The sequence below is a fragment of the Phaeobacter sp. 11ANDIMAR09 genome, from assembly GCF_001294455.1.
In the GTDB taxonomy this organism is placed as follows: Bacteria; Pseudomonadota; Alphaproteobacteria; order Rhodobacterales; family Rhodobacteraceae; genus Pseudophaeobacter.
In genome coordinates this window covers 42,879-67,940 of sequence record NZ_LIKT01000004.1, presented here as the reverse complement: position 1 = coordinate 67,940, position 25,062 = coordinate 42,879, and the positions used below count along the sequence as shown (strand labels likewise).

Below are 25,062 nucleotides of genomic sequence, written 5' to 3'. Positions count from 1 at the left end.
CCCCCGGTGCCTCCGGCGCAAGGCTCAGCAGGCTGGCACTGACAGCCAGCGTCAAACCACAGCCCTGCACAGCCGAAATGAGCGCCGACCCTGGCGGCGCAAAAGCGCTCCCTAACAGGGTGAGGCAAAGCCCAATGCAAAGGGCCGCGACTGTCAAGATCAAGGCCCAAACCTGCGAAAGTGGGGATGTCATCATGGCCCGCAGGGAAAAACAGATCAAGGGGACTGCGGGGGCAAGCCAAACTGCAAAGACGATGACACTGATCACATCGAACCTGTCCGGGCCATAAAGCGGTTGAAGAAACCCGGCGAGTATCAGAACGGCAGATGCAAGCAAGAGAGCTTTTAGCCTGTCTGACAGTAACAATACCGGATCCAGCAGTCTTACCGGTTTGATCCGCATTTCTTTCCCGCCTAGTCTCTATCCGTACGGAACAGCATCGCCGCTCCCGAGGCGATAGGCAAGTCTGCCCCATCCCCCCTGTTCGCCGCACTGCTCGAGCAGAGGAAATCTCCTCCCCCGCCCCGCAGAACGCAAGCGGGGCCCTGGTCAGTTCCCGGGCGGCGCGACACCCGAGGCTCAGCGCAAGGCGCTGAGCCGGGCCCAACTATGCAGGCACATTCTTTGAATGTCGCCGGAACAGGCGGGAGCCCCCCCTGTTGCCGGATGTCAGGTCGGGATAAAATCCCGTACCTGCCGCCATCTACCAGCGGCTCAAGGCGTCCTCGTCATCTGCCTTGGCATCCACCCATCCGGCGCGGCCATCAGTGAGGATTTCTTTCTTCCAGAAAGGCGCACGTGATTTCAGGTAGTCCATCAGATATTCCGCCGCCTCAAAGGCATGTTTGCGGTGACGCGCGGCAGTGGCCACCATCATGATCCGCTCGCCCGGCGCCAGACGCCCATATCGGTGGATCACCAGCGCATCCGCCAGCGACCAGCGCGCCCGGGCCTCTGCGGCGATCGCCTCCAGCGCCTTTTGTGTCATCGCCGGATAGTGTTCGATCTCCATTGCCACCAGCCCGCCTGCATCGGCATCGCGCACCACACCGGTAAAGGTCACAATCGCGCCGACGCCTGAGACCCTGGCGGCGAAGCCATCGCTTTCAGCCCCCAGATCAAAGCCCTCTTGCTGCACCCGCACCTGCATCGGTTCAGCCCCCGGTCATCGGCGGGAAAAACGCCACTTCGCGCACGCCTGCCAGCGGTGCTTCAAAATCTGACAACTCCTGATCCAGCGCCACCCGCAGAGACGACAGATCGGAAAAGGCTGCCGCATAGCGCTCTTCACGCGCCGAGAGCTCCGCGACCAGATCCGTCACCGTCGCGGCCTCGCTCTCAACCTGTTCGCGTGGCACACCGATGCGTTCGCGCACCCAGGCAAAATAGACGACATCCATCAGTTGTTCTCCTTCAGGTGCGGCAGCGCCTTGCGCATATAATCCGCCCCGGTGATCAGGGTCAGCGCAGCGGCGATCCACAACAGCACCAAACCGATCCGACCCGACCAGATCATGCCTGCCTCTTTCCAACGCAGACCAAAGAGATCCTCCATCTCCCCGGCGATGATCTGAGTATAGATCTGATCATCCATGCCAAAAGAAGACATCACCAGGAAGTGTTCAAAGATCCCCTGGGAAAACAACGTGGCAATGGCCACCATCTGCGCCGTGGTCTTCCATTTGGCCAGATTAGTCACTTTCAGCGTGCCCGCCGTATCGCCCAGAAATTCACGCAGACCCGAGACAAAAACCTCGCGGAGCAGGATCATCGTCGCCGGCAGCACCAGCCAGGGCGTCCAATGTTCCGCAGCATAGCCCACCAGGATCATCAGCGCGATCACCACCATGGCCTTGTCGGCAATGGGATCCAGCATGGCGCCCATCTTGGTTTCCTGCTTCCAGGCCCGCGCCAGATAGCCATCAAACCAATCGGTGATTGCGGCGCCGACAAACAGGATCAGCGCATACCAATCCGCCAGAGGGCGCGGAAAATACAGAAACATAACGGCGAGACCCGGTGCCGCCAGCAGGCGCACCACAGTCAGGATATTGGGCAAAGTCCACTTCATAGGCCGGACCCTACAATGCACCCCGCGAACATAAAAGCCGCATTAGGCACTTTCCTTTTCCCATTTCCGTCAGGGCTCTGGGTTTTCCAGGATCTGAATGGCCATCCGCAATAAAAACAACGGCGCAGCGCTGTCGGAGCAGCGCCCTTCCATCTCCGCCTGCCCGGCAGCCCTGCCAGCAGCGGGCTCACCCCTTGTCGTGGAAGAAATCGTAAATGGTCTCTGCCAGGGCGCTTGAAATCCCATCCACTGCCTTCAGGTCCAGCAAATCCGCACGGCTCACCGCCTTGGCGCTGCCAAAATGCCTGAGCAGAGCGCGTTTGCGCCCAGCCCCGACGCCCGGAACATCATCCAAAGGTGTTGCCCCCACCGCCTTGGCGCGTTTGGCGCGATGGGTGCCGATGGCAAAACGGTGTGCTTCATCCCGCAGGCGCTGCACAAAATACAGCACCGGATCATTGCGCTGCAGGGCAAAGGCCTTTTCCCCAAGCCGGTGGAACTCTTCCTTGCCGTGATCGCGGTCCACCCCCTTGGCCACGCCCACCATGGGAATGTCCTCCACGCCATGCTCCGCCATGATTTCCGCTACCGCCGAGACCTGGCCGGCGCCGCCGTCAATCAACAGCAAATCAGGCCAATGCCCTTTGTCGCGATCCGGGTCTTCCTTTTTCAGCCGGGAAAAGCGTCGGTTCAGCACCTCTTTCATCATGCCAAAGTCATCGCCTGGCACCAGGTCATCGCCCTTGATGTTGAACTTGCGATAGGCATTCTTCATGAACCCGTCGGGGCCGGCCACGATCATGCCACCCACCGCATTGGTGCCCTGGATATGCGAGTTGTCGTAGACCTCAATCCGCTGGGGCGGGCCGTTGAGGCCAAAGGCCTCGGCCAGACCTTTGAGCAGCTTATTCTGTGTCGCGCTTTCCGCCATGCGCCGCGCCAGGCTTTCCCGGGCATTGCGCACCGCCCCTGCAACCAGCTCGGTCTTTTCGCCGCGCAGCGGCACCAGAATTTCCACCTTGCGCTCGGCCTTGCTGCTCAGCGCCTCTTCCATCAGATCGGTGTTTTCAATCGCATCCGACAGGATCAACTGCCGGGGCGGTTCCTTATTGTCGTAGAATTGGCCCAGAAAGGCTTCCATCACCTCGGCGGGACTCATATCTGCATCCACGCGGGGGTAGAAATCCTGATTGCCCCAGTTCTGATTGGCGCGGATAAAGAAGACCTGAACGCAGGCCTGACCGCTCTCCATATGAAGCCCGATGATATCGGCCTCAGCCACACCGCGCGGGTTGATGCCCTGAACCGATTGCACCTGGGTCAGCGCCTTGATCCGGTCACGCAGGGCTGCAGCCCGTTCAAACTCCATCGCCTCTGAGGCCTTCATCATCTCGGCCGCCAGCTCCTCTTGGATCTTGGTGGAGCGCCCGGCCAGAAAACGTTCGGCATCCCGCACCGAAAGATTGTAGTCCGCTTCCGAGATCTCACCGGTGCAGGGCGCCGAACAGCGTTTGATCTGATACTGCAGGCAGGGGCGGGTGCGGCTTTCAAACATGGCATTGGAACAGTCCCGCAACAAAAATGCCTTTTGCAGCTGGTTCAAGGTCCGGTTCACCGCCCCGGCCCCGGCAAAGGGGCCAAAATAGCTGCCCTTTTGCTTGCGTGCGCCGCGGTGTTTTTTCAGCTGGGCAAAGGCATGATCCTTGGCCACCAGAATGCTCGGAAAGCTTTTGTCATCGCGCAGCAGCACATTGTATTTGGGTTTCAGCTGCTTGATCAGGTTTTGCTCCAGCAGCAACGCCTCGGTTTCGGTCCGGGTGGTGAGGAACATCATCCGCGTGGTCAGCGCAATCATCCGCTCTATCCGGGGCGAATTGCCGGGCCGGGTGTAGTTCGACACGCGCGCCCGCAGATTGCGCGCCTTGCCGACATAGAGCACCCGGCTTTCGCTATCGAGCATCCGATAGACTCCCGGCGAGGCATCCAGCGTTTTCATATAGCCCTGGATCACCCCGTATCCGCGGCCTGGCGCTTCTGGGTCGGCGGGCGCAGCCGTAGGCTGGTCAGGTGCCGCGTGAGCAACCTGATCTGGCGCATGGTCTGAGCTGTGGTCTGGCGTCTGATCTGTCATGCAACAGTGATATGATTCCCCGCGCCCGGCTGCAATGACTGAGCCACCTGTGCAAGCCCTGAACAAATCCACCACCCCTGTGGATAAACCTGAAGATATCTTCGGGCTATCCGCGTTTTTCCCTTATTTCACGCGGAAAATTTACGATTGCTTAAATTTTAAGCACATATGTAAGTCATTGAAAATAGGGGTAATATTTTTCAAAGCTGTCAAGTTTTTGAAAACAAAGACTCTTTTGTAACGGATCTGTGACCCTCGCGAAAAAGGTGCAAAACTTTCCCTTGGGTCACTCGGCCAGGGATCAATCCTGGTCCAAAGCCTCTTGGGAAGTCCAGCCAAGATGCTCACCGCTATCAACGCAGATTAACTGCCCGGTGACGGCCCGCGCGGTCAAAAGGTAGCCCAGTGCCGCCGTGATATCCGAGGGATTCACACCGCGCTGCAAAATGGTAGCGGCCCGCTGTCGGGCGAATTCATCCCGGCTTTGATGAGCATTGGCCAGCGTTGGTCCCGGCCCGATCGCATTGACGCGAATTTTCGGAGCCAAGGCCTGAGCTGCGGTCTGCGTCAATGTCCAGAGCGCTGATTTGGCCAGGGTATAGCTCATGAAGTCCGGGCTCAGATTGCGGACACGCTGATCAATCATATTGACCACCACCCCCCAGGCCTCTGGCTCCCCCGCCCGATCCTGCGTCAGCGCAACCTGTTGCGCTGCCATGGCTTGCGTCAGCAGAAATGGAGCTCGAAGATTGCTGTCAAATGCCCGATCCCAGCTTGTCGTGGTGGCGCTGTCCAGCTGGTCCGACTCAAAGATGGACGCATTGTTCACCAGGCAAGTGATGACGCCGCCCAGACCAGCCACCGCCCGTGGCAGCAGGTCACGGCATGCTTTGGGCGAAAGCAGATCCGCCTGCAGGGTGATGGCCTGCCGCCCTAGGGCACGGATCTCCTGTGCGACCTCTTCGGCGGCGGCGCTGGATTGGTCGTAGTGCACCGCAACATCATAGCCGTCAGCCGCCAGTTTGAGCGCCATGGCCCGGCCAAGCCGCTTGCCTGCCCCTGTTACCAATGCTCGCATCAAATGGCTCCTTTATCCCTGTCGCAGCGCAGCGGCTGTGGTCAAAAGAGCACCAGCAGATATCCGATGTAAAGCCCTGCCAGCCCCAGCCCCCAGAGCCGGGTGATGTCCTTTTTCAGGAACACAAATGGGAAGATCAACAGCGAAGCCCCCAGCATCACCCAGAGATCAAAGCGCAGGAATTCGGGGTCAACGGTGATTGGACCGATCAGGGTCGCAATGCCCATGATGGCCAGCAGGTTGAACATATTGGAGCCGATGACATTGCCCAGGGCCACATCTGCCTGTTTGCGCAGGGTCGCCATCACCGTGGTGGCCAATTCCGGCAGCGAGGTGCCGATGGCCACCAGTGTCAGGCCAATGATCGGCTCGCTAACGTCATACATCCGGGCAATGATGGTGGCATTATCCACCAACAAATCCGCCCCCAAGGGCAGGCCAATCAGGCCAAGCCCCAGATAGATACCAATCTTCCAGACCGGCATGCTGGGATCGGCCTCTTCCAACCCCTCCAGCACCTCGTCCTCTTCTTCATCGCCACAGCAGTTTTTGCGGTGGGTCCGTGCATCGCGAAAGGCATCTGCCAAAAACAGCGCCAGGGCGGTCAGCAGGATCAGGCCAGACCAGATCGTCAGGGTGCCACACATGGCCAGCCCAATAAACAGCACTGTGGCCATCAACATCAGCACATAGCTTTTGCGGCTGTTGCAATGGCTGGTGTGCAGCGTTGCAATGATCGCCGGAATGCCCAGCACCATCAGAATATTGGCGGTGTTTGACCCCACCACGTTGCCCAGGGCAATGCCGTCGGCATTGTCGGCCACTGCATTGACCGCAATCAGCAGCTCAGGCGCCGAGGTGCCAAAGGCCACGATGGTCAGGCTGACAATAAGCGCAGGCACGCCAAGACGCAGCGACAGGTTCACAGCGCCACGCACCAGCGCGTCGCCGGCCAAAAGCAGGATCACCAGACCCAAACCACAAAGCAGCCACGGCATCATTTGCGCGGTCCTTTTAACTTGCACCCGCAGGGGCTTTTGCCAATCTTGAACCGCCCACAAGAGGGGCAGCGCGCGGATTGCAGGCGTTTTTGTCCGGGAAAGGTAAACTTTCCAAACATAGCCAGCACCGCTATGACCACCAGAAATAGGGTGACGATCTTAAAAATCACTTCAGAGCCCAAAACGCGCAAAGGCAGCGCGCTCCTCGATGCCAGACGCGACATCCCTGGCCAGTTCCACTCCAAACCGGCTGAGGAAGGGTTTCTTGATGCCGTAGCGGCGCAGCTTTACCTTGTCGCCAAAGCGGGCCTGCAAAATTGGCTTGATATGGCCGATGCCATCGATCAGCCCCAGCTCAATCGCCCGTTTGGCCAGCCAGATTTCGCCAGTGAACAGCTTGTGACTGCCATCGAGCTTATCACCGCGCCGCTCGGTCACGTGGGTAATGAAATTCTCGTGGATATCGCCGAGCAGGCCTTTCAGCCGCGTGACATCCTCGGGATCTTCGGCCTGAAACGGGTCCAGCATGGATTTGCTTTCCCCGGCCGTATAGACCCGGCGCTCAACCCCATGACGGCTGAGCAGGTCCTGGGCGCCAAAGCCCGCCGAGATCACGCCGATAGAGCCCACAATGGAGCTGGCATCGGCCCAGATCTCATCCGCCGACACCGCCAGCCAATAGCCCCCCGAAGCCGCGACATCCTCGACAAAGGCAATCACAGGAATGTCCTTTTCCTGGGCCAGGCGCTGGATACGGGCGCCAATTAGCGAGCTTTGCACCGGCGATCCCCCCGGAGAGTTGATCTCCAGCGCAACCGCATCGGGTTTGCCCTTGCGAAAAGCAGCCTCTAGCACCGGGGCCAGAGTGGCATCATTCAGAGCACCACGCCCGGACATGCCAATGGCTCCCGAAAGGCGCACAACAGAAACGAGGGGCGGTTTTTTCACAAAGGGTAAGCGCAGCATCATGGCGCCGATGTAGATGGCCGTGAGGGGTGAAACAAGGGAAGGGCCACTACAAATTCCGTTGAGGCCAAAAACCAAAGGTCAACGTGTATATTTGCAACGCTCCCAGCGCCCGCCGGGAGGTTTTGAGCGCATATCGGCCTGAGCGGAGGATTGTGCGCTCCGCTCAGATCAGCCGGGCTGTGAGCTCACGAGCGGATGCGCCAGCCGGTTTTGAAGATCCACCAGATCACCGCAAGACAAAGCGCCGTAAAGAAACCAATCGCCATGAGGCTGGTGGCCACCGGCACATCCGAGGCGCCAAAGAAGGACCAACGGAAGCCGGATATCAGATAGACTACCGGGTTGAACAGGGTGATCTTCTGCCAGATCGGTGGCAGCATGGAGATCGAGTAGAACGAGCCGCCCAGGAACACCAGCGGTGTCACGATCAGCAACGGAACCAGTTGCAACTGCTCAAAATTCTTGGCCCAAATGCCGATGATAAACCCCATCAGCGCAAAGCTGAGACAGGTCAGCACCAGGAACAGAACCATGGCAAAAGGATGGGCTATGGTGATGTCCACAAACAGGGTTGAGGTGCCCAGGATGACAACGCCGATAAACAGGGCCTTGGTCGCCGCGGCCCCGACATAGCCCAATACGATCTCGAGAAAGTTTACCGGAGCCGACAAGAGCTCGTAGATGGTGCCGATGAATTTGGGGAAGTAGATCCCAAAGGAGGCATTGGAAATACTCTGCGTCATCACGCTGAGCATGATCAGCCCCGGCACAATAAAGGCGCCGTAGTCGATGCCATCCACCTGATCAATGCGGCTGCCAATGGCAGCGCCAAAGACCACAAAATACAGCGAGGTCGACAAGACAGGTGACAGGAAGCTTTGAAACAGGGTGCGAAAGAACCGCGCCATTTCAAAACGATAGATTGACCAGATCGCAGTCCAGTTCATGAGCTCTCTCCTGAAACAAGGCCAACAAAAATATCTTCCAGGCTGGATTGCCGCGTGGAGACATCTGCCAGGACCAATCCGGCAGCCGCAACATCGTTCAGCAGCGCAGTAATGCCGGTGCGCTCGGCCTTGGTGTCATAGGTATAGATCAAAGCATCTCCCGGCTCGTTCAGCTCCAGATTATGGGCAGCTAGACCGACAGGCACCTCTGCAATGGGCGCTGATAGATGCACGCATAGCTGCTTTTGCCCCAGCTGCGCCATCAGGTCGTCTTTGTCTTTGACCAACAGGATCTGCCCATCGGCAATCACCCCAACACGATCGGCAATGGCCTCGGCCTCTTCGATGTAATGGGTGGTCAAAATGATGGTGACGCCGCCGTCTTTCAGCTCCTGAACCACATCCCACATATCCTTGCGTAGCTCGACATCCACACCTGCGGTGGGCTCATCCAGAAACAGCACCCGTGGCTCATGCGCCAGCGCCTTGGCGATCAGCACCCGGCGCTTCATACCGCCCGAAAGCTCCTTGATCTGGCTGTTGCGCTTATCCCAGAGCGACAGCTTCCGCAGGATCTCTTCGATCAGCGGCTCGTTGCGGGGTTTGCCAAACAGCCCACGCGAAAACCGGACCGAGTTGATCACCTTTTCAAAAGGTTCCAGGTTGATCTCCTGCGGCACCAGCCCAATCAGCGAACGGGCCGCGCGAAAATCCTCCAGGATACAGTGGCCGCCAACCTTCACCGAACCCGATGTCGGGGTGATGATACCGCAAACCGTTGAAATCAGAGTGGTCTTTCCGGCCCCATTGGGTCCAAGCAACGCCAGGATCTCACCTTCATCGATATCCAGCGACACACCTTTGAGAGCCTCAAAGCCGCCCTCATAGGATTTGCGCAGATCGGAAATGGATAGGATCGCCGCCATGGGACCTCCGTTGATCTAAAAACATTATTTCCCGCACCCTAACCAGCGCTGATCTCAGCCACCAGTAGGAGACAGGCAGATGGCATGCGCAGAGGCATGTGCATCTGCGCAGAGTTGATACGAAAACCGTTCGCCAGCACCGTCAGGCCAGGACCGCCACGGGAGCACGGCCTGGGACGGAGAGCCTGGGACAGGGATCAGTTGCCGGTGATCTTCTTGAACCAGCCTGTTTTCTCGCCCGCCTCCGCATGCGCCTCTTCGTCATCGGCATTTTGCTCTTCAGGGGCCAGATGGGTTTGCAGATTGACAAAGAACTGATCCGCCATCTTCTTTGCAAAGCCATCAATGATCCGGCTGCCCAGTTGTGCCAGCTTGCCGCCGACTTTGGCTTCGACATCATAGGACAGCAAAGTGCCGATCTCGGAGGCCGCCAGAGTGACAACGGCGCCGCCCTTGGCAAAACCGGCGGCGCCGCCCTTGCCCTCGCCGGTAATGGTGAGTTTTTCACCTTCGATCAGATCGGACAGGGTGACCTGCCCCTTAAAGGTGGCTTTGACCGGGCCAACCTTTTGCGTCACAGAGGCTTCAAAGCCTTCATCAACACTGCCGGTGACGTCCTGCGCGCCAGGCACACAGGCCTTCAATACATCTGGGTTTAGCAATGCGGCATAGACCTCACCCGGGGGGGCGGCAATTTCTTTGCTGTCACTCATCTTCATGGCGGGGCCTCCTTTGGGCTGGTGAGCGGCCGGGCGGGGATACCTTGCGGTGCGCCGCGGCCTCTCTTCCAGGTGGATTTAACAAATTCCCCTAGACCTAGCCGGCCCATGCCCCTCCTGCCAAGGTGCAAGCCAACGACACCAGCTCCCCTGCCATGACCTAACGCAGCGTTGGACGGCCAAAATGGGCAACCACCGCTGCGATCACGCTGTCATCGCGCAGCAGTCGGTTGTGGCCCAGCCCTTCGGTGATCTCCAGCCGCGCCGAGGCCCAGGACTGTGCCAGTTCTTCGGCTTCCTGCACAGGAATGATGCGATCCTGTCTGTCGTGCAGGATCAGCGCGGGCAGCGGCAACTGGTCGGTCATGGTGCTGGCCTTGAGCGCCGAGAAGGGCAGATCATAGCGCGCCTCGACCCGCTGCTGTGCCCGGGCGGTCACATCCTGTGAGAAGCCGAGCTGGTCCGCCAACCGACCAATGTAGGTTTCAAGATCCGGCATCGGCGCCAAAAGTGCCACCCGATCTGCCCGCATCCCCTGTGTGAGCGCCGCAATCAGCGCTGCCGCCCCGTTGGAATGCGCCACCACCCCGGCCAGAGGGCCAAGTCTGCTCGCCATTTCCAGGGTAACTTCCATCATTTCCGGCAATGAGCTGCGGTTTCCAGCTGCGGCCCCATGTGCCGGAGCATCAAAGGCAACAACCCGATATCCCGCCTGAACTAGCGGCGCGGCAAAGCCCCCCAACTGGCCGGCCCGCCCGCCAAAACCATGCACCAGCAGGATCGTTGGCAGGGGCGCTTCATCCCGCACGCCAAACGGGGGCTGCGCCCCGCGCCATTCATATAGCGGCACCTCTTCTCCCGTGCTCAGCCGCACGGGCTGGGCGGTGGCCTGCAGCAACCAGTCGCGCTCATGACGGGGCAGTTTCTGCCGCAGGGGGCGGGTAAAGAAATAGGCAAACAACCGCGAAGCCAGCGACGGGCTGACCCGGCTCAGCAGCGTCGTCACCAGCTGGAACCATTTGGGGCTGCGTCTGGGTTTGGGCTGCGGCGCGCTGGGTCGACCAGCCGGAGAACCGGCAACCGGGCGCGCGGGGGATGTCATGACCATTGTGTGGCCTCCTGATCTGCTGCGCCAAACCAAGGGATCCGACGCTGTGATATCCGCATTCCTGCGAATCAAATTTGTTAGTTCTATTTTGGAACTCATTATCAGTTCCATTTGAGAACTCTGTCAATCCATGTTAAGAATCAGCCTATGAAATGGCATGATCTCAATGGCGACACCTGCCCACTCGCCCGCGCCATGGGGGTGATCGGGGATCGCTGGACGCTGCTCATCCTACGGGAGTGCTTCCTAGGGGTGCGCCGCTTTGATGGGTTTCAGAAACGTCTGGGCGTGACCCGGCATTTGCTGGCGGAACGGCTGAAACGGCTGGAAACCATGGGCGTTCTGGAACGCCGCCCCTATCAGGAGCGCCCTCTCAGACATGAATATCGTCTGACCACTGCCGGCAAAGAGTTTGCTCCGGTGCTGCTCGCGATGCAGGACTGGGCCCAACACAATCTGCCCAGCGCAGAGCCCGCCCCCTTTACCTTTGTCACCCGCGACAGCGGCGCCAAGGTCTGCCCGGTGCTGACCGATAGGGACTCCGGACAGGAGCTGAACCACAGAACGGTTCTCATGGTCCCCGCAACCACCGCCGCCTCCAAGGTAATAGAGGCGCACCGTCGAGCACCCAGCACAAATTCAGACCTAGGCCCGGAAACGGACAGCAGCACCATTTCCGATACCGGCTAACCCGCCAACTCTGCGAGCACGGAGACCAAAAAAGGGGCGCATCCCTGCGCCCCTTTGTTCATATTGAAACTGCCAGGATCAGGGCCTAGCGGTTTCCCTTTGGGATCTCTTCGTAGGTGGTCCAGTCAAAAGTGCCCTCATCCCGCTCGTGCACAGCCTGTTTCCAGCCCATTTCCTCGGACCGGGCCTTGAAATTCATCCCTTCCGGTGAATGTCGGGTGATGCCGTCAAAGATTGTTGCCAAGCGCTGCGTCTGCATCAATCCGGTCTGTTCGATCGCCTGATTGATCACCATTTTCTGCATCGCAAGTTGATTGATCGGCACTGTCGACATCCGCGCTGCCATGGCTTCAACCGCATCATCCAGATCGGCCAGCGGCACCGCCTGCATAACCAGCCCCATATCTGCAGCCTCGCGGCCCGAAATCTTGTCGCCCGTGAACAACATCCGCTTGGCCCGCTCTGCCCCCAGGCGGTAGACCCACATGGCGGTGGTTGGGCAGCCCCAGACCCGCGTCGGCATATAGCCGATCTGCGCCTCTTCGGCCATGATGGTCATATCGGCGCAGAGCGCGATATCCGACCCTCCGGCAACAGCCGCGCCATGCACCTTGCACAACACCGGCTTTACGGCCCGCCACATCGACATAAAATGCTGGGTGTTTTCCCACATGAAGCGGTAGTCTTTAATCGGATCCCAAGGCATCTCCTGGGTTGCCGCGCCAGATCCGTTGCCCTCGGCGTAATAGGTGAGGTCATAGCCCGCGCAAAAGGCCTCGCCCGCACCGGAGAGCACCATGACATGCACGCCGGGATCGGCATCCGCTTGCGCCACAGCGGATGCCAGTTCGCGAGGCAATTCATCATTGATAGCATTCATGACATCTGGCCGATTGAGCGTAATTCGCGCAATTCGACCCGTCTTTTCATAGGCAACTGTTGGCATGTCTCTCTCCCTCGTTTGCGGGAAGGAAACCACGGGTTTGCAGATGCCGCCAGCCCCTGCAGGCCGGGGATGAGCTGGCCTACGTGGCGTCAGATTGCCTAGTAGGGCAATCCCACATAGTTTTCCGCCATGGAGGCCTGCGCTGCATCAGAGGAAAACAGATAGTCCAGATCAGCACATTGCAGCCGCAGGTCGGCCTCAGACATCTCGGGGAAACGATGCAGCAGGTTGGTCATCCACCAGCTAAAGCGCTCCGCCTTCCAGACCCGCGCCAGGGCTTTCTCTGAATAGCCCTCCAGCCCAGCGCTGTCGCCGCGTTTGTAGTGGTCCAGGAAACCGTGATAAAGATAGTAGATATCGGACGCCGCCGAGTTCAACCCCTTGGCCCCGGTGGGCGGCACGATATGGGCCGCATCCCCTGCCAGAAACAGTTGGCCATAGCGCATTGGCTCGGCCACAAAGCTGCGCAGCGGTGCGATGGATTTCTCAATCGAGGTACCAGTCTGCAGCCCCTTGGCCACCTCTTGTGGCAGGCGCGCCTTCAGCTCAGACCAAAAGGCCTCATCTGACCAATCTTCGACCTTATCGGTCAGCGGCACCTGAATGTAGTAGCGGCTCAGCACCTGGCTGCGCATGGAACACAGCGCAAAGCCGCGGTCATGGCGGGCATAGATCAGTTCAGGAGAGGCGGGTTTGGTTTCGGATAACACGCCAAGCCAGCCAAAAGGGTAGACCTTTTCGTACTCGCGCAGCACATCCGCCGGGATCGACTTGCGGCTGACGCCGTGAAAACCATCGGCGCCGATGATGAAATCACAGTCAATGCGGTGCTCATGCCCATCTTTTTCATAAGTAACAAAGGGGGTTTGCGATGTCAGGTCATGCGGCTGCACATTGTCGGCCTGATGGATGACGATACCGCCCATCGCCGCACGCGCCGCATATAGATCCCGCGTCACCTCGGTCTGACCGTAGACCATCACCGTGGCCCCATCGGCGGATTTTGCCAGATCAATCCGATCCATCCGCCCCTGATGCGCCAGATAGACCCCATGATGCTCCTCGCCCTCGGCCTCCATACGTTCTGCACAGCCCGCCTCGCGCATCAGCTCCACAAAGCCCCGTTCCAGCACCCCAGCCCGAATGCGCCCCAGAACATAGTCCCGCGTCTGGCGCTCCAACACCACGGTATCGATGCCCTGACGGTGCAAGAGCTGCGACAGCAAAAGCCCCGAAGGGCCACCGCCAATGATGGCAACTTGAGTGGTTGTTTGCGTCATCTGCGCCTCTCCCAAAAACTCACGGGGCTGCTGCAGCCCTGGATCTGACAGCTAATATGCAGTGCAAAGACCGCTTTGCGAATGGACTGACTGCGCAAGTTCTTGTACATATCACACATGTCTCAGGCCTCTCAAATCAGCAGCTACAACCTGTTTGGCGAAACCGCTGAGCTGGCGGATGTGCTGCATGTGGAAACCATCCGCTCGCGCTCAGCCCTGCATGACTGGCAGCTCAAGGCGCATCGTCACGCAAGACTGCACCAGCTATTGTTCCTGACCAAGGGCAAGGGAACGGCAGATATCGACGGCAAAACCCAGCCCGTTCCCACCGGTAGTTTTGTGAACATTCCCCGCGGCGTGGTGCATGGGTATGATTTTGCGCCGGACACCCATGGCTGGGTGGTGACGCTGACCTCGGATCTTCTGGATCACTGCATTCAGGCCAGTGAAGGCGTGCGGGCACCACTGGAACAGCCCGCAGTGCTGCCGCTGCCCGCCGCACTCAGAGCACTGGCGGAACATCTGTTTGATGAATACCACCGGCAGGATTTTGCCCGCGCCCAGGTGCTGCGATCCTTGGCAGGGGCGCTGATCGGCCTGGCGTCCCGCGCCATTTTTGATGCGGACAGCGCCAATCAGCATCGCACCGGAAACCCGTTGTTTACCCGCTTTGAGGCGCTGATCGAGCGGGATTTTCGCAAACGCCGCCCATTGGCAGACTATGCCCGTGATCTGGCGATCTCGCCGACCCATCTCAACCGAATTGCCCATAAATCCGCCGGGCAATCCGCATCTCAGCTGATCAATGAACGCATGCTGCGCGAGGCGCGTCGGATGCTGATCTATACCGATTTGAGTGCCGCCCAGATTGCCTATGATCTGGGGTTTTCCGACCCCGCCCATTTCAGCCGAGTCTTTGCCAAGGGAACCGGCACCCCGCCCAGACTGTTTCGTCAGCAGGTGGGCGGGGAGAGATAGTGTGTCGCAAGGACTGCCCTCCCCTGATGCAGAACCAGACTGAGGGAGGCGCCTGACCTTGGGTAGGTGCAAAGCGCCTTCCCAGGGGGAAGGTCAGGCGCGGCCCGGCCTGACAGCCGGGCCAGTTAGATAAGTACTCGTCCCTCAATCCCTGGCGGGCACCATGCCCTGCATCACCAAGTGCAGATATTGCTCGGCGATCTGTTCCTGCGGCACCGGATCTGCCACCCGGTTCCAATGGGGGATCCAGTTCAAGGCCCCAAAGACCGCAGCTGCCACCAGTTTGGGATCACAGGGCCGCAGGCGGCCCTCGGCCACGCCCTGTTTGATCAGGCTGCGCAGTTGAAAATCAACCTCTGCCTTGCTGGCGCGCAGGGCCTGGCGACGCTCAGGCGAGAGGCTGTGTTCGCGCACCATGGCGATGGTTGCCCCTAGATCCGACGAGACCCAAGCACAATAGCCCCGGATCAGCAGCGCAATCCGCTCGAGAACCGGCAGGTCGGGGTTCTGGCTTTGCGCCATGGTTTCACCCAGGACCCCCAGCCCTTGCTGATGGCAGCCAAAGAGAATGTCCTCTTTGCTCTGCACATAGTAATAAATGGTGCGCTTGGTGATCTTGAGCGCCGCCGCGATGTCTTCCAGCGAGGTCTGCTCGTACCCGTGGTCATTGAACAGCCTCGCCCCAGCCTGCAAAACCGCCTGCCGCTTGGCTTCGCGCCGACCCTCGCGACACACCCCGGATGTGGTCCAGCTCCTGTTGCTCATACTGCCGCTCCACGCTTCACAAACTCTCCGACACCGATCCACCTTCCCGCTTGAGGACCATATGACGCCCGGTAATTACACCCATCAGTTACATCAAACTTGACCTCTTGCCCAGCCCCGGCAAACAGTAACCCAGAAGTGTAAATTCGCCAAAGCGCAGCATCTGCGTCGCAAACTGCAGCAAGGAGAGAGACCAATGTCATCAGAGGTACTGGTTGCCGGAGTGGGCATGACCAAATTTGCCAAGCCGGGTCAAAACGCCCCCTATACCGAAATGGGAGCCGCCGCGCTGCGCGATGCGCTTGCCGATGCGGGCCTGCCCTATGATGCGGTTCAGCAGGCCTATGCAGGCTATGTCTATGGTGACAGCACCTGCGGGCAAGCGGTGCTCTACAAGGTTGGCATGACCGGCATTCCAGTGATGAATGTGAACAACAACTGCTCGACCGGCTCAACCGCGCTGTTCATGGCGCGCCAGGCGGTGCAGTCCGGTGCCGTGGACGTGGCGCTGGCCCTGGGGTTCGAACATATGCAGCCCGGTGCGCTGACGTCGCATTGGACCGACCGCCCCAGTCCCTTTGATGCCTTTGACGCGGAAACCGACGATCTGGTCGGCCATCCTGAAATCCCACTGGCGCTGCGCTATTTTGGCGGGGCAGGCAAATCTCACATGGAGAAACACGGCTCCTCGCTCACCGACCTGGCCCGCATCCGGGCCAAGGCCAGCCGTCATGCGGTGAACAACCCACTGGCCCTGTTCCGCCAGGAGCTCACGCCCGAGGACGTATTGCAAAGCCCGACGATCTGGGAGGGCGTCATGACCCGGCTAATGGCCTGTCCGCCCACCTGTGGTGCCGCAGCAGCCATTATCGTCAGCGAAGATTACGCCAAGAAACACGGGCTCAATCAGGCGGTACGTATCAAAGGTCAGTCAATGACCACCGATTACGCCTCGACGTTTGAGGCCCACGACATGATGCAGCTGGTTGGCTATGACATGACGGCTGCCGCTGCCAAACAGGTGCAGGAACAGACCGGCATTGCGATTGATGATGTTGATGTGGTCGAGCTGCACGACTGTTTTGCCCATAATGAGATGATCACTTATGAGGGTCTGGGGCTTTGCCCCGAGGGAGGTGCCAGCAAGTTTATCGCGGATGGCAACAATACCTATGGCGGCAAATATGTGACCAACCCCTCGGGCGGCCTCTTGTCCAAAGGCCACCCGCTGGGGGCCACCGGACTGGCCCAGTGCTACGAGCTGACACGGCAATTGCGCGGCACCGCAGGCGCTACGCAGGTTGAGGGCGCTCGCACCGCTCTGCAGCACAACCTCGGGCTCGGCGGCGCCTGCGTTGTTACGCTGTACCAAGCCGCCTGAGGGGACAGCGCATGATTGACAGATCCTTCATTGGCCGCAGTTTTCCACCGCTGATAACAGGGGTGGAGGCCGGCCGCCTGCGGGCCTTTGCCCGTGCCACCGGACAGCGCGACCCGATCTATTGGGACAGCGCCGCAGCACAGGCGGCGGGCTATCGCGACATTCCCGCGCCGTTGACCTTTGTCTTCACACTGGATCTGGAGCGGGACGACCCGTTCTATTTCATCAATGAGATGAAGATCGAACTGGCCCATGTCTTGCACGGCGAGCAGGCCTTTACCTATGGGGTTCCAATCTGCGCCGGGGATGAGGTCACCCTGATCAGCAAGGTCGTGGATATCTACGACAAGAAGGGCGGCGCGATGGAGTTTGTCATCCTGGAAACCAACGCGCAGAACCAGTTGGGCGAAGACCTGGGCTCCATGACCCGCACCATTGTTGTGAGGAACCCAAAATGAGCAGCGTTGAAAACACAGTGACCTTTGCCTCGGTTCAGGTTGGGGATGAGCTGCCTGCTGTCAGCCAGCGCGCCATCAGCCGCACCACCCTGGCGCTCTTTGCCGGGGCCTCGGGCGATCACAACCCGATCCATATCGACATTGATTTTTCCAAGGCGGCCGGCATGCCGGATGTTTTTGCCCATGGCATGTTGAACATGGCCTATCTGGGTCACCTGCTGACCGCCTGGGTGCCGCAGACCGCTGTGCGGGAATTCTCGACCCGTTTTGTGGCCATCACCCAGATCCATGCGGTGGTAACCTGCACCGGCCGTGTGGTGGAGAAACGCCATGGCAATCTGGTGGCTCTGGAGGTTGAGGCCACCGATCAGAACGGCGAGGTAAAGCTGGCAGGCAAGGCGCTGGTCGAGCTGCCCTAGCGACATCAAAAGCCCCTCTGCGGGCGTACGGGCGCTACCCGGCCATAGGCCGGGTGGACCCTCAACTGAGAACAAACTGGGATGCAAACCATGACAAAACTCGCAGGCAAGACAGCCTATATCACCGGCGCCGGACGTGGCATTGGCCGCTCCATCGCGCTGAAACTGGCAGGCGACGGCGCCAATGTGGTGCTCAATGATCTTGATGTGGAACCCGCGCAGGCGGTTGTGAGTGAAATCGAAGCCATGGGCGGCAAGGCCCTGGCCATTCCCGGCTCGGTTACTGCGCCCGGCTTTGCCAATGATTTCATCCAGGCAGGGATCGACAGATTTGGCGGCGTGGACATCATCGTCAACAATGCCGGCTACACCTGGGACAGCTTTATCGGCAAAATGACCGACCAGCAGTTCGACGCGATGATCGACGTGCACCTGAAAGCCCCCTTCCAAATCCTGCGCGCTGCAGCCCCCTTTATTGCAGAACAGGCCGCTATTGAAGCCTCCGAGGGGCGCGAGGTCTTTCGCAAGGTGGTGAATATTTCGTCGATTGCCGGCACCGGCGGCAATGCGGGACAGGCCAATTACTCTTCGGCCAAGGCGGGGATTGTTGGCATGACCAAAACCATGGCCAAGGAATGGGGCCGCTACAAGGTCAACGTCAATGCCGTCGCCTTTGGCATGATCTCCACCCGCCTGACCGAGGCCACGGATGAGAAAAAATCCATCGAGGTCGAGGGCAACACCGTGGGTATCGGTATTCCCAAGAAAGTGGTCAAAGGCTTTGAGATGATGATCCCGATTGGCCGCGCGGGCACCCCCGAGGAAGCCGCAGGCGGCGTCTATCTGTTCTGCATCCCAGAAAGCAATTACGTTTCCGGCCAGACCCTCATCGTTGGCGGTGGGCTTACGGCGTAAACCCCAAGGACAGTGCCTGACCGCGGGTGGGGGTGAAGCCCCCGCCCCTTTGCCGGAGGCAAACCTCCGGTTTGACGGGGGCGGTCGGGGGCTGCCCGGCACTCCGCCAGGCCAGACAGGAGAATACTATGCTCAAAGGCATCCGCATTATCGAAGTAGAGGGCCTTGGCCCCGGCCCTTTTGCCGCCATGTGGCTGGCCGACATGGGTGCCGATGTGATCTGCGTCCACCGCAAGGGCGGCGGCGTCACACCGGGCATGCCAGAACGCTCAGTGCTGGATCGCGGCAAGCGCTCGATCGAGCTGGACCTGAAAGATCCCGAAGACATCAAGGTGTTCCTCGCCCTGGTCGCCACCGCCGATGGGCTGATCGAAGGATTTCGCCCCGGGGTGATGGAACGCCTCGGCATCGGTCCCGACGCGTGCCATGCGGTTAACCCGGATCTGGTCTTTGGCCGCATGACCGGCTGGGGTCAGGACAGCGCCCTGTCGGAAACCGCCGGGCATGATCTGAACTATATCTCGCTTTCCGGCGCGCTCTGGTATGCCTCCACCCCCGGCGATACACCACTGACCCCCGCCACGCTGGTCGGCGATATCGGCGGCGGCGCAATGTATCTGGTCGCTGGCATGCTGGCGGGATTGCTGCGCGCCAAAACCAGCGGGATCGGCACAGTGGTGGATGCCGCTATCTATGATGGCTCCGCCCATATGATGAACCTCTTGATGAGCATCCGTCAGGCCGGCGGCTTTGGCGAGACACGCGGTCAGAACTTGCTGGATGGCCCGCACTGGAGCCGCTCCTATGCCTGCGCCGATGGCGGCTATATGACCGTGCAATGCCTGGAGCCGAAGTTCTATGCTCAGTTCCTGCAATTCATCGGGCTGAGCGAGGATGCAGATTTCAAACGCCAGTTCGACAAGAGCCTCTGGCCCACGCTGACCGGGCGTCTGGCCGGGATCTTTGCCAGTGAACCCCGCGCCCATTGGGCGGCGCTGTTTGATGGATCGGACGCCTGCGTTGCCCCAGTGCTGAGCCCGGATGAAGCCCTGACCCATCCGATGAATGCGCGCGGCACCTGGGTTGAGCAGGAGGGTGTGTTGCAGGCCAGCCCTGCCCCCCGCTTTGATCACGCCCCAGCCTGGCACCCCCAGGCCAGCCCGGAACGTGGCCAGCACAGCCGTGAAATTCTGGCCGAACTTGGTCTTTACAAGGAATAACCCCGATGACTTCCCATATCTCCCCCTGGATGGATGACGAGCTGACCATGCTGCAGGACTCCCTGCGCGACTTCTTTGCCAAGGAAATGGTCCCGCATGAGGAACGCTGGCAGAAACAGGGCCATATCGACCGCGACTTCTGGAACCGGGCCGGTGAAATGGGCATTCTCTGCGCCAGCGTTCCGGAAGAATACGGCGGCATGGGTGGGGATTTTCGCCATGAGGCGGTGATTGCCACCGAACAATTCCGCGCCGCCGGGTTCTCCGGTTTTGGCAATTCGGTGCATAGCCAGATCTGTGCCGGATATATCCTTGACTACGGCACCGAGGACCAGAAACAGCGTTGGCTGCCCAAGATGGCCAGCGGAGAGATGGTCTGCGCCATTGCCATGACCGAACCAGGCACCGGATCTGATCTGCAAAACATCAAGACCACGGCGCGGCCAGAGGGCAATGACTATGTGCTGAGTGGCTCCAAGACCTTTATCACCAATGGGCAGCAGGCCGATCTGATCATTGTGGTGGCCAAGACCGACTCCAGCCTGGGCGCCAAGGGCATATCGCTGATGATGGTGGAGACCGCCGAGGCAGAGGGCTTTGCCCGGGGCCGCAATCTGGAGAAACTGGGGCTGAAAAGCCAGGACACCTCCGAGCTGTTTTTTGACAATGTGCGCCTGCCGCCGGAAAACCTGCTGGGCGGGACTGAGGGCCAAGGGTTTTATCAGCTGATGAAATCCCTGCCGCAGGAACGGCTGGTGGTGGCCCTGGGCGGGGCTGCCGCCATGGAAAAGGCGCTGGAGGAAACCGTCGCCTATACCTCCGAGCGCCGCGCCTTTGGCAAGCCGCTTTTGGAGATGCAGAACACCCGGTTCAAACTGGCTGAGGTGAAAACCGTGGCCCATATTGCACGGGTGTTTCTGGATGACTGTGTGGCCAAACATCTGCGCGGTGAGCTGGATGCCACCACGGCTTCAATGGCGAAATGGTGGGTGACGCAGATGCAATGCGACTGCATCGATGAATGCCTGCAGCTTTTTGGTGGCTACGGCTATATGTCGGAATACCCGATCTCGACCATGTATGCTGATGCCCGCGTGCAAAAAATCTACGGTGGCTCTAACGAGATCATGAAAGAACTGATTGCCCGCAGCCTGACGGTGTGAACCGCCCATTGCGCGCGCCGGAAAAGAGGGCTGATCAGCCCTCTTTTTTCTTGGCCGCCGCCTTCATGCGCTCCAAAAGAGCCGCCTTGTCGGCCTTGCGGTCATAGGGGTTCTTGGCGGTTCCCTTGGCGTTGTGCTCGGCGTGGCGAGGGGTGTTGCTGCCCATGCGCGTGCCGCCCATTCTGCTGTAATCCATCTGTCGACCTTTGCTACCGTTTGGCGTAGCGGCGGTGATGCCGCAAATCGTCGGCCACTTCAAGGAAAACAAAAGGGGCGCTGCCCCCGCAGCCCTCCGGGGGCTGCTCCCCCGGGATATTTTTGGCCAAATGAAATGAGGAGTCAGTAGCCCTGAAAGGTGAGAACCTCATTAGGGTAGGCCTGATCGCCAATCTGGAAATGGGTGCGCCCGGTGATGGCAAAGCCCTGGCGCTGATAGAAGGCGATGGCCGGGGTGTTTTCAATATTGGTGGTGAGCCAGGGGTGGCGCGCGCCCAAGGCATTGGCATGGGCGAGTCCTGCCTGCAGCAGCGCCCGGCCCAGGCCGCGCCCGTGGTGACGGGGCTGGACATAGAGCGTGGAGATCTCGAGCGCCGAACCCTTGCCTTTTGGCGGCTTCGGACCCTGGGTCAGACGAATGAAACCATCAATACCCTCGGCATTTTGCGAGACAATGAAACGTTCCGTATCGCGATCCAGTTGTTCTGCCATGCGCTGGGGCGTCAGCTCGGCAAAGACGTAATCGGCAAAAAAGCCATTGATGCCGCGGCGCAGATAGGTGCCCAGCCAGACCTCAATCGACAGGGCCGCCAGGCTCGACGCGTCCTCGGGACGCGCCGGGCGCAGAGTGATTTCAGCGGCCTGTTCAACCACCGCGCACAGTGTCGATCATCAGCTGGACATTGTCGGGGTCGGCGTCGGGCGTGATGCCATGGCCCAGGTTGAAGATATGAGGGCCGTTTTTGAAGGCCTGCACGATGGCCCGGGTTTCCTCCACCAGATCCTGACCACCGGTCACCATGTGGCGCGAGGCCAAATTGCCCTGCACGCAGCCATCTACCTGCAGGTTCTGTGCGGCCCAAAGGGGGTCAACCGAATTGTCCAGCGCCAGGCAGTCAATGCCCGTTTCCTTGGCAAAGCCCAGATATTTTTCGCCCGCTTCCCGCGGGAAGCCGATGACAGGAATGCCGGGGTGGCGCTGTTTCAGCGCTGCGGTGATCTCGCGGCAGGGTTCCAGCGCATATTTGCGGAAATCTTCGCCTTTGAGCGAGCCTGCCCAGCTGTCAAAGATCTTGACCACTTCGGCGCCAGCCTCGATTTGTTTGGACAGGTAGTCGATGGTGGCTTCGGTGATACGGGCCAACAGGGCCTCAAACAGGGCACGGTTTTCGTGTTTCAGCGCATGGGCCGGGCCCTGATCCGGGGTGCCGCGACCTGCAATCATATAGGTTGCGACGGTCCAGGGGGCGCCTGCAAAACCAATCAGCGTGGTCTCGGCAGGCAATTCCCGGGACAGGATTTTGACGGTCTCGTAGATCGGGTTCAGGGTCTCGTGGATGTCAGACACTGGGCCGAGTTTGGCAAAATCAGCTTCGGTGGTGATGGTCGAAAGACGTGGGCCTTCGCCGGTGACAAACCACAGATCCGCGCCCAACGCCTGGGGGATCAACAGAATGTCGGCAAAGAGGATCGCCGCATCAAACCCATAGCGGCGAATGGGCTGGAGCGTGACCTCGGCAGCGAGTTCAGGGTTGTAGCAGAGTTTGAGAAAATCCCCGGCCTGAGCCCGGGTGGCGCGATACTCGGGCAGGTAACGGCCCGCCTGGCGCATCATCCAGATTGGCGGCACATCCTGTGTTTCCCCTGCCAATGCGCGCAGAATTTTCTTTTGTTCAGCCATGTCACCCTCGATTTCGCCTGCTCGTTTATACCGCACATGAGGTCGGCCCAAAGCGGCAAATTGTCAAGGGCAGCCTGAGCAATGCTTGCAACGGCAAATCGCCGCTACTAAAGGTCATACCATGACACAGAACCTGCCCTCCCCCGCTTCTCCGCTGAAAATCGGCACCCGTGGTTCCCCCTTGGCGCTGGCCCAGGCCTATGAGACCCGTCGCCGCCTGGCAGAGGCCTTTGATCTGCCGCATGAGGCCTTTGAGATCGTGGTGATTAAAACAAGTGGCGACAATCAGGCGCTGATTGCGGCGGACAAGCCGCTGAAGGAGCTGGGCGGCAAGGGGCTGTTCACCAAGGAGATCGAAGAGGATCTGCTGTCCGGCGCGATCGACATCGCGGTGCACTCGATGAAGGACATGCCCGTGGCCCAACCCGCAGGGCTGCTACTGGACTGCTATCTGCCGCGCGAAGACGTGCGGGACGCTTTTGTCTCACCAAAATTTTCGCGGCTACAGGATCTGGAGCCCGGCGCCGTGGTCGGCACCTCATCGCTGCGCCGCCGGGCGCAATTGATGAACCGCCGCCCAGATCTGAAGGTGGTGGAGTTCCGTGGCAATGTGCAGACGCGTTTGAAAAAACTGAATGAAGGTGTGGCGGAATGCACCTTCCTGGCCATGGCCGGCCTAAACCGCCTGGCAATGGCAGATGTGCCCGCCACCGCGATTGAGACCACCGATATGCTACCCGCTGTGGCGCAGGGGGCCATTGGGATTGAGCGGCGCGGCAATGACAGTCGTACCGCCGCGATGCTTGAAGCGATCCACGACGTAACCACCGGCAAGCGCTTGGCGGCAGAACGGGCCTTTTTGGCTGCGTTGGATGGCTCTTGTGAGACGCCTATCGCAGGACTGGCCGAACTGGATGGCGGCACACTCCGGCTGCGCGGTGAAGTGCTGCGCCCGGATGGGTCAGAGGCTATTGCAGAGGATCAGAGCTGCGCCATTGAAGACGGGGGCGAGCTGGGCCGCGAGATGGCGACAAAGCTTCTACAGCAAGCGGGCGAAGGTTTTTTTGACTGGCGAAACTGAAGCAAGCTTTGGTCTGCAACGCACCGCTCACCACGCTGTGCTTGGGTCAGAGCCGCTGCTCGGTTTTCGCGGGGCTGAGCGCATACCTATCCAAAACTATTCCTAAAGCTGCCCGGACCAACGCAGCCAGGTTTCAGGGCTGTCGTGGAACACATTCAGATCCACGTTGCCTGCGATCCCCGGCACCACCCCGGTGCCAGTATATTGCCAAAGCCGCCAAAAGGCGCCGGGGTAGACCTGACGGGGATGTCCCGCGACCGAGCGCAGCCAGAACTCAGTCCCGCGCAACCGCCCAATGCCGGTCTCGCGATAAAAATCAACCGTTGTATAAACCACTGGGCGCTGTCCATAGTGAGCCTCTAACAGCGCCAGGAACTTGCGCGCCTCGGCCCGCACCACCCGGCCATCAGGGCGTTTAGTGCAGGTGCGCGAGCGCGGGTTCCATTCCATATCCAGAACTGGCGGCAGCGCGTTTGGATCGCGTGGCACATGTTTGATGAACCAGCGTGCTTGCTCTGCTGCCGGGCGACAGAAATAGAAATAGTGATAGGCGCCCTGCTGTATCTCAGCGCGCTGCGCCCCGCGCCAGTTTGCGGCAAACCGGGGATCCGCCACATCGCCACCCTCGGTCGCCTTGATATAGGCAAAGGACACGCCCGATGCTTTGACCTGTGGCCAGTCAATCTCCCCCTGATAGCGGGAAACATCAATGCCGTGGATCGCATAGCTGTTGGGACCACGACCGCGCCATTCATGCGGGTCACTATCGCCAAAACGCGGATAGGTGGTGAGTGTCGACAGCTCGGCCAATGTCGGCCGTTGGCTCGGAGATTCGGATTGTTGAACATCAGGCACGCGCCGTGCACAGCCCATTGCCGTGACAAGCAGCAGGGGTATCAAAAACAACAGACGCATGAT

The 25,062-nt window shown here is 59.8% G+C and carries 27 protein-coding genes; 9 read left to right on the top strand and 18 right to left on the bottom strand.

Annotation, left to right across the window (positions count from 1 at the left end):
* Nucleotides 1–704: 704 nt before the first annotated feature.
* The 11 genes from AN476_RS04560 to AN476_RS04500 all read right to left on the bottom strand — a co-directional run bounded on the left by AN476_RS04560 (nucleotide 705) and on the right by AN476_RS04500 (nucleotide 10,951).
* Nucleotides 705–1,151, bottom strand: a complete 447-nt coding sequence (locus tag AN476_RS04560) for a molybdenum cofactor biosynthesis protein MoaE (protein WP_054459800.1) — start codon at nucleotides 1,149–1,151, stop codon at nucleotides 705–707.
* 4 nt (nucleotides 1,152–1,155) lie between these two features.
* Nucleotides 1,156–1,401: a molybdopterin converting factor subunit 1 gene (moaD, locus tag AN476_RS04555; protein WP_054459799.1), complete on the bottom strand. Its 246-nt coding sequence runs from the start codon at nucleotides 1,399–1,401 to the stop codon at nucleotides 1,156–1,158.
* The gene (gene pgsA / locus AN476_RS04550; RefSeq protein ID WP_054459798.1) at nucleotides 1,401–2,072 is read right to left on the bottom strand and encodes a CDP-diacylglycerol--glycerol-3-phosphate 3-phosphatidyltransferase; all 672 of its coding nucleotides are present in this window, start codon (nucleotides 2,070–2,072) and stop codon (nucleotides 1,401–1,403) included. Before pgsA ends, moaD begins: the two co-directional genes overlap by 1 nt.
* 187 nt (nucleotides 2,073–2,259) lie before the next feature.
* On the bottom strand, nucleotides 2,260–4,068 hold the full coding sequence (uvrC, locus tag AN476_RS04545; RefSeq protein WP_054459973.1) for an excinuclease ABC subunit UvrC: 1,809 nt from the start codon (nucleotides 4,066–4,068) through the stop codon (nucleotides 2,260–2,262).
* Between the two features lie 436 nt (nucleotides 4,069–4,504).
* A complete protein-coding gene (locus tag AN476_RS04535; RefSeq protein ID WP_054459796.1) occupies nucleotides 4,505–5,281 on the bottom strand; it encodes an SDR family oxidoreductase in 777 nt (258 codons plus the stop codon).
* Nucleotides 5,282–5,322: 41 nt separating this feature from the next.
* The gene (locus AN476_RS04530; RefSeq protein WP_054459795.1) at nucleotides 5,323–6,282 is read right to left on the bottom strand and encodes a calcium/sodium antiporter; all 960 of its coding nucleotides are present in this window, start codon (nucleotides 6,280–6,282) and stop codon (nucleotides 5,323–5,325) included.
* Between the two features lie 171 nt (nucleotides 6,283–6,453).
* On the bottom strand, nucleotides 6,454–7,251 hold the full coding sequence (locus tag AN476_RS04520; RefSeq protein WP_054459972.1) for a S49 family peptidase: 798 nt from the start codon (nucleotides 7,249–7,251) through the stop codon (nucleotides 6,454–6,456).
* Nucleotides 7,252–7,436: 185 nt separating this feature from the next.
* Entirely contained in the window at nucleotides 7,437–8,198 is a 762-nt protein-coding gene (locus AN476_RS04515; RefSeq protein WP_054459794.1) for an ABC transporter permease, read from the bottom strand.
* A complete protein-coding gene (locus AN476_RS04510; RefSeq protein WP_054459793.1) occupies nucleotides 8,195–9,124 on the bottom strand; it encodes an ABC transporter ATP-binding protein in 930 nt (309 codons plus the stop codon). The genes AN476_RS04515 and AN476_RS04510 overlap by 4 nt, the downstream gene beginning before the upstream one ends.
* A 197-nt stretch (nucleotides 9,125–9,321) precedes the next feature.
* Nucleotides 9,322–9,843, bottom strand: a complete 522-nt coding sequence (locus AN476_RS04505; RefSeq protein ID WP_054459792.1) for a CoxG family protein — start codon at nucleotides 9,841–9,843, stop codon at nucleotides 9,322–9,324.
* Between the two features lie 160 nt (nucleotides 9,844–10,003).
* On the bottom strand, nucleotides 10,004–10,951 hold the full coding sequence (locus AN476_RS04500; RefSeq protein ID WP_054459791.1) for an alpha/beta hydrolase: 948 nt from the start codon (nucleotides 10,949–10,951) through the stop codon (nucleotides 10,004–10,006).
* A gap of 147 nt (nucleotides 10,952–11,098) precedes the next feature.
* Between AN476_RS04500 and AN476_RS04495 the strand changes: the two genes are divergently transcribed.
* Complete coding sequence (locus AN476_RS04495; protein ID WP_054459790.1) at nucleotides 11,099–11,641, top strand: helix-turn-helix domain-containing protein; 543 nt, start codon at nucleotides 11,099–11,101, stop codon at nucleotides 11,639–11,641.
* Nucleotides 11,642–11,726: 85 nt separating this feature from the next.
* On the opposite strand, the gene AN476_RS04490 is transcribed toward AN476_RS04495, so the two are convergent.
* Together AN476_RS04490 and pobA are read right to left on the bottom strand one after the other, a co-directional pair.
* Nucleotides 11,727–12,587 (bottom strand): crotonase/enoyl-CoA hydratase family protein, encoded by an 861-nt coding sequence (locus AN476_RS04490; protein ID WP_054459789.1) that lies wholly within the window; start codon nucleotides 12,585–12,587, stop codon nucleotides 11,727–11,729.
* Nucleotides 12,588–12,685: 98 nt separating this feature from the next.
* Nucleotides 12,686–13,867, bottom strand: a complete 1,182-nt coding sequence (pobA, locus tag AN476_RS04485) for a 4-hydroxybenzoate 3-monooxygenase (protein ID WP_054459788.1) — start codon at nucleotides 13,865–13,867, stop codon at nucleotides 12,686–12,688.
* A 117-nt stretch (nucleotides 13,868–13,984) separates the two neighbouring features.
* On the opposite strand from pobA, the gene AN476_RS04480 reads away from it, so the two are divergent.
* Entirely contained in the window at nucleotides 13,985–14,845 is an 861-nt protein-coding gene (locus AN476_RS04480; RefSeq protein ID WP_054459787.1) for a helix-turn-helix domain-containing protein, read from the top strand.
* Nucleotides 14,846–14,989: 144 nt separating this feature from the next.
* On the opposite strand, the gene AN476_RS04475 is transcribed toward AN476_RS04480, so the two are convergent.
* On the bottom strand, nucleotides 14,990–15,610 hold the full coding sequence (locus tag AN476_RS04475) for a TetR/AcrR family transcriptional regulator (RefSeq protein ID WP_054459786.1): 621 nt from the start codon (nucleotides 15,608–15,610) through the stop codon (nucleotides 14,990–14,992).
* Between the two features lie 196 nt (nucleotides 15,611–15,806).
* On the opposite strand from AN476_RS04475, the gene AN476_RS04470 reads away from it, so the two are divergent.
* From AN476_RS04470 to AN476_RS04445, 6 genes are all read left to right on the top strand, one after another.
* Complete coding sequence (locus AN476_RS04470; RefSeq protein ID WP_054459785.1) at nucleotides 15,807–16,991, top strand: lipid-transfer protein; 1,185 nt, start codon at nucleotides 15,807–15,809, stop codon at nucleotides 16,989–16,991.
* 11 nt (nucleotides 16,992–17,002) lie between these two features.
* On the top strand, nucleotides 17,003–17,449 hold the full coding sequence (locus AN476_RS04465; RefSeq protein ID WP_054459784.1) for a MaoC family dehydratase N-terminal domain-containing protein: 447 nt from the start codon (nucleotides 17,003–17,005) through the stop codon (nucleotides 17,447–17,449).
* A complete protein-coding gene (locus tag AN476_RS04460; protein WP_054459783.1) occupies nucleotides 17,446–17,868 on the top strand; it encodes a MaoC family dehydratase in 423 nt (140 codons plus the stop codon). Before AN476_RS04465 ends, AN476_RS04460 begins: the two co-directional genes overlap by 4 nt.
* 90 nt (nucleotides 17,869–17,958) lie before the next feature.
* Nucleotides 17,959–18,783: an SDR family NAD(P)-dependent oxidoreductase gene (locus AN476_RS04455; protein WP_054459971.1), complete on the top strand. Its 825-nt coding sequence runs from the start codon at nucleotides 17,959–17,961 to the stop codon at nucleotides 18,781–18,783.
* 128 nt (nucleotides 18,784–18,911) lie between these two features.
* Complete coding sequence (locus AN476_RS04450) at nucleotides 18,912–20,003, top strand: CaiB/BaiF CoA-transferase family protein (RefSeq protein ID WP_054459782.1); 1,092 nt, start codon at nucleotides 18,912–18,914, stop codon at nucleotides 20,001–20,003.
* A 5-nt stretch (nucleotides 20,004–20,008) separates the two neighbouring features.
* The gene (locus AN476_RS04445) at nucleotides 20,009–21,166 is read left to right on the top strand and encodes an acyl-CoA dehydrogenase family protein (protein WP_054459781.1); all 1,158 of its coding nucleotides are present in this window, start codon (nucleotides 20,009–20,011) and stop codon (nucleotides 21,164–21,166) included.
* Nucleotides 21,167–21,200: 34 nt separating this feature from the next.
* On the opposite strand, the gene AN476_RS23040 is transcribed toward AN476_RS04445, so the two are convergent.
* The 3 genes from AN476_RS23040 to hemE all read right to left on the bottom strand — a co-directional run bounded on the left by AN476_RS23040 (nucleotide 21,201) and on the right by hemE (nucleotide 23,063).
* Entirely contained in the window at nucleotides 21,201–21,362 is a 162-nt protein-coding gene (locus tag AN476_RS23040; protein ID WP_054459780.1) for a hypothetical protein, read from the bottom strand.
* Between the two features lie 143 nt (nucleotides 21,363–21,505).
* The gene (locus AN476_RS04435; RefSeq protein WP_054459779.1) at nucleotides 21,506–22,036 is read right to left on the bottom strand and encodes a GNAT family N-acetyltransferase; all 531 of its coding nucleotides are present in this window, start codon (nucleotides 22,034–22,036) and stop codon (nucleotides 21,506–21,508) included.
* Nucleotides 22,029–23,063: a uroporphyrinogen decarboxylase gene (gene hemE, locus AN476_RS04430; protein WP_054459778.1), complete on the bottom strand. Its 1,035-nt coding sequence runs from the start codon at nucleotides 23,061–23,063 to the stop codon at nucleotides 22,029–22,031. Before hemE ends, AN476_RS04435 begins: the two co-directional genes overlap by 8 nt.
* A gap of 121 nt (nucleotides 23,064–23,184) precedes the next feature.
* Between hemE and hemC the strand changes: the two genes are divergently transcribed.
* Nucleotides 23,185–24,144 (top strand): hydroxymethylbilane synthase, encoded by a 960-nt coding sequence (gene hemC, locus AN476_RS04425; RefSeq protein WP_054459777.1) that lies wholly within the window; start codon nucleotides 23,185–23,187, stop codon nucleotides 24,142–24,144.
* A gap of 102 nt (nucleotides 24,145–24,246) precedes the next feature.
* Here the strand turns inward: hemC and AN476_RS04420 are convergent, their stop codons facing one another.
* Complete coding sequence (locus tag AN476_RS04420; RefSeq protein WP_054459776.1) at nucleotides 24,247–25,059, bottom strand: GH25 family lysozyme; 813 nt, start codon at nucleotides 25,057–25,059, stop codon at nucleotides 24,247–24,249.
* Nucleotides 25,060–25,062 lie beyond the last annotated feature (3 nt).

Excerpts from the sequence above, each read along its gene's own strand:
- AN476_RS04560 (WP_054459800.1), bottom strand. The coding sequence starts at position 1,151 with ATGCAGGTGCGGGTGCAGCAAGAGGGCTTTGATCTGGGGGCTGAAAGC.
- moaD (WP_054459799.1), bottom strand. The coding sequence starts at position 1,401 with ATGGATGTCGTCTATTTTGCCTGGGTGCGCGAACGCATCGGTGTGCCA.
- pgsA (WP_054459798.1), bottom strand. The coding sequence starts at position 2,072 with ATGAAGTGGACTTTGCCCAATATCCTGACTGTGGTGCGCCTGCTGGCG.
- uvrC (WP_054459973.1), bottom strand. The coding sequence starts at position 4,068 with ATGAAAACGCTGGATGCCTCGCCGGGAGTCTATCGGATGCTCGATAGC.
- AN476_RS04535 (WP_054459796.1), bottom strand. The coding sequence starts at position 5,281 with ATGCGAGCATTGGTAACAGGGGCAGGCAAGCGGCTTGGCCGGGCCATG.
- AN476_RS04530 (WP_054459795.1), bottom strand. The coding sequence starts at position 6,282 with ATGATGCCGTGGCTGCTTTGTGGTTTGGGTCTGGTGATCCTGCTTTTG.
- AN476_RS04520 (WP_054459972.1), bottom strand. The coding sequence starts at position 7,251 with ATGATGCTGCGCTTACCCTTTGTGAAAAAACCGCCCCTCGTTTCTGTT.
- AN476_RS04515 (WP_054459794.1), bottom strand. The coding sequence starts at position 8,198 with ATGAACTGGACTGCGATCTGGTCAATCTATCGTTTTGAAATGGCGCGG.
- AN476_RS04510 (WP_054459793.1), bottom strand. The coding sequence starts at position 9,124 with ATGGCGGCGATCCTATCCATTTCCGATCTGCGCAAATCCTATGAGGGC.
- AN476_RS04505 (WP_054459792.1), bottom strand. The coding sequence starts at position 9,843 with ATGAAGATGAGTGACAGCAAAGAAATTGCCGCCCCCCCGGGTGAGGTC.
- AN476_RS04500 (WP_054459791.1), bottom strand. The coding sequence starts at position 10,951 with ATGGTCATGACATCCCCCGCGCGCCCGGTTGCCGGTTCTCCGGCTGGT.
- AN476_RS04495 (WP_054459790.1), top strand. The coding sequence starts at position 11,099 with ATGAAATGGCATGATCTCAATGGCGACACCTGCCCACTCGCCCGCGCC.
- AN476_RS04490 (WP_054459789.1), bottom strand. The coding sequence starts at position 12,587 with ATGCCAACAGTTGCCTATGAAAAGACGGGTCGAATTGCGCGAATTACG.
- pobA (WP_054459788.1), bottom strand. The coding sequence starts at position 13,867 with ATGACGCAAACAACCACTCAAGTTGCCATCATTGGCGGTGGCCCTTCG.
- AN476_RS04480 (WP_054459787.1), top strand. The coding sequence starts at position 13,985 with ATGTCTCAGGCCTCTCAAATCAGCAGCTACAACCTGTTTGGCGAAACC.
- AN476_RS04475 (WP_054459786.1), bottom strand. The coding sequence starts at position 15,610 with ATGAGCAACAGGAGCTGGACCACATCCGGGGTGTGTCGCGAGGGTCGG.
- AN476_RS04470 (WP_054459785.1), top strand. The coding sequence starts at position 15,807 with ATGTCATCAGAGGTACTGGTTGCCGGAGTGGGCATGACCAAATTTGCC.
- AN476_RS04465 (WP_054459784.1), top strand. The coding sequence starts at position 17,003 with ATGATTGACAGATCCTTCATTGGCCGCAGTTTTCCACCGCTGATAACA.
- AN476_RS04460 (WP_054459783.1), top strand. The coding sequence starts at position 17,446 with ATGAGCAGCGTTGAAAACACAGTGACCTTTGCCTCGGTTCAGGTTGGG.
- AN476_RS04455 (WP_054459971.1), top strand. The coding sequence starts at position 17,959 with ATGACAAAACTCGCAGGCAAGACAGCCTATATCACCGGCGCCGGACGT.
- AN476_RS04450 (WP_054459782.1), top strand. The coding sequence starts at position 18,912 with ATGCTCAAAGGCATCCGCATTATCGAAGTAGAGGGCCTTGGCCCCGGC.
- AN476_RS04445 (WP_054459781.1), top strand. The coding sequence starts at position 20,009 with ATGACTTCCCATATCTCCCCCTGGATGGATGACGAGCTGACCATGCTG.
- AN476_RS23040 (WP_054459780.1), bottom strand. The coding sequence starts at position 21,362 with ATGGATTACAGCAGAATGGGCGGCACGCGCATGGGCAGCAACACCCCT.
- hemE (WP_054459778.1), bottom strand. The coding sequence starts at position 23,063 with ATGGCTGAACAAAAGAAAATTCTGCGCGCATTGGCAGGGGAAACACAG.
- hemC (WP_054459777.1), top strand. The coding sequence starts at position 23,185 with ATGACACAGAACCTGCCCTCCCCCGCTTCTCCGCTGAAAATCGGCACC.
- AN476_RS04420 (WP_054459776.1), bottom strand. The coding sequence starts at position 25,059 with ATGCGTCTGTTGTTTTTGATACCCCTGCTGCTTGTCACGGCAATGGGC.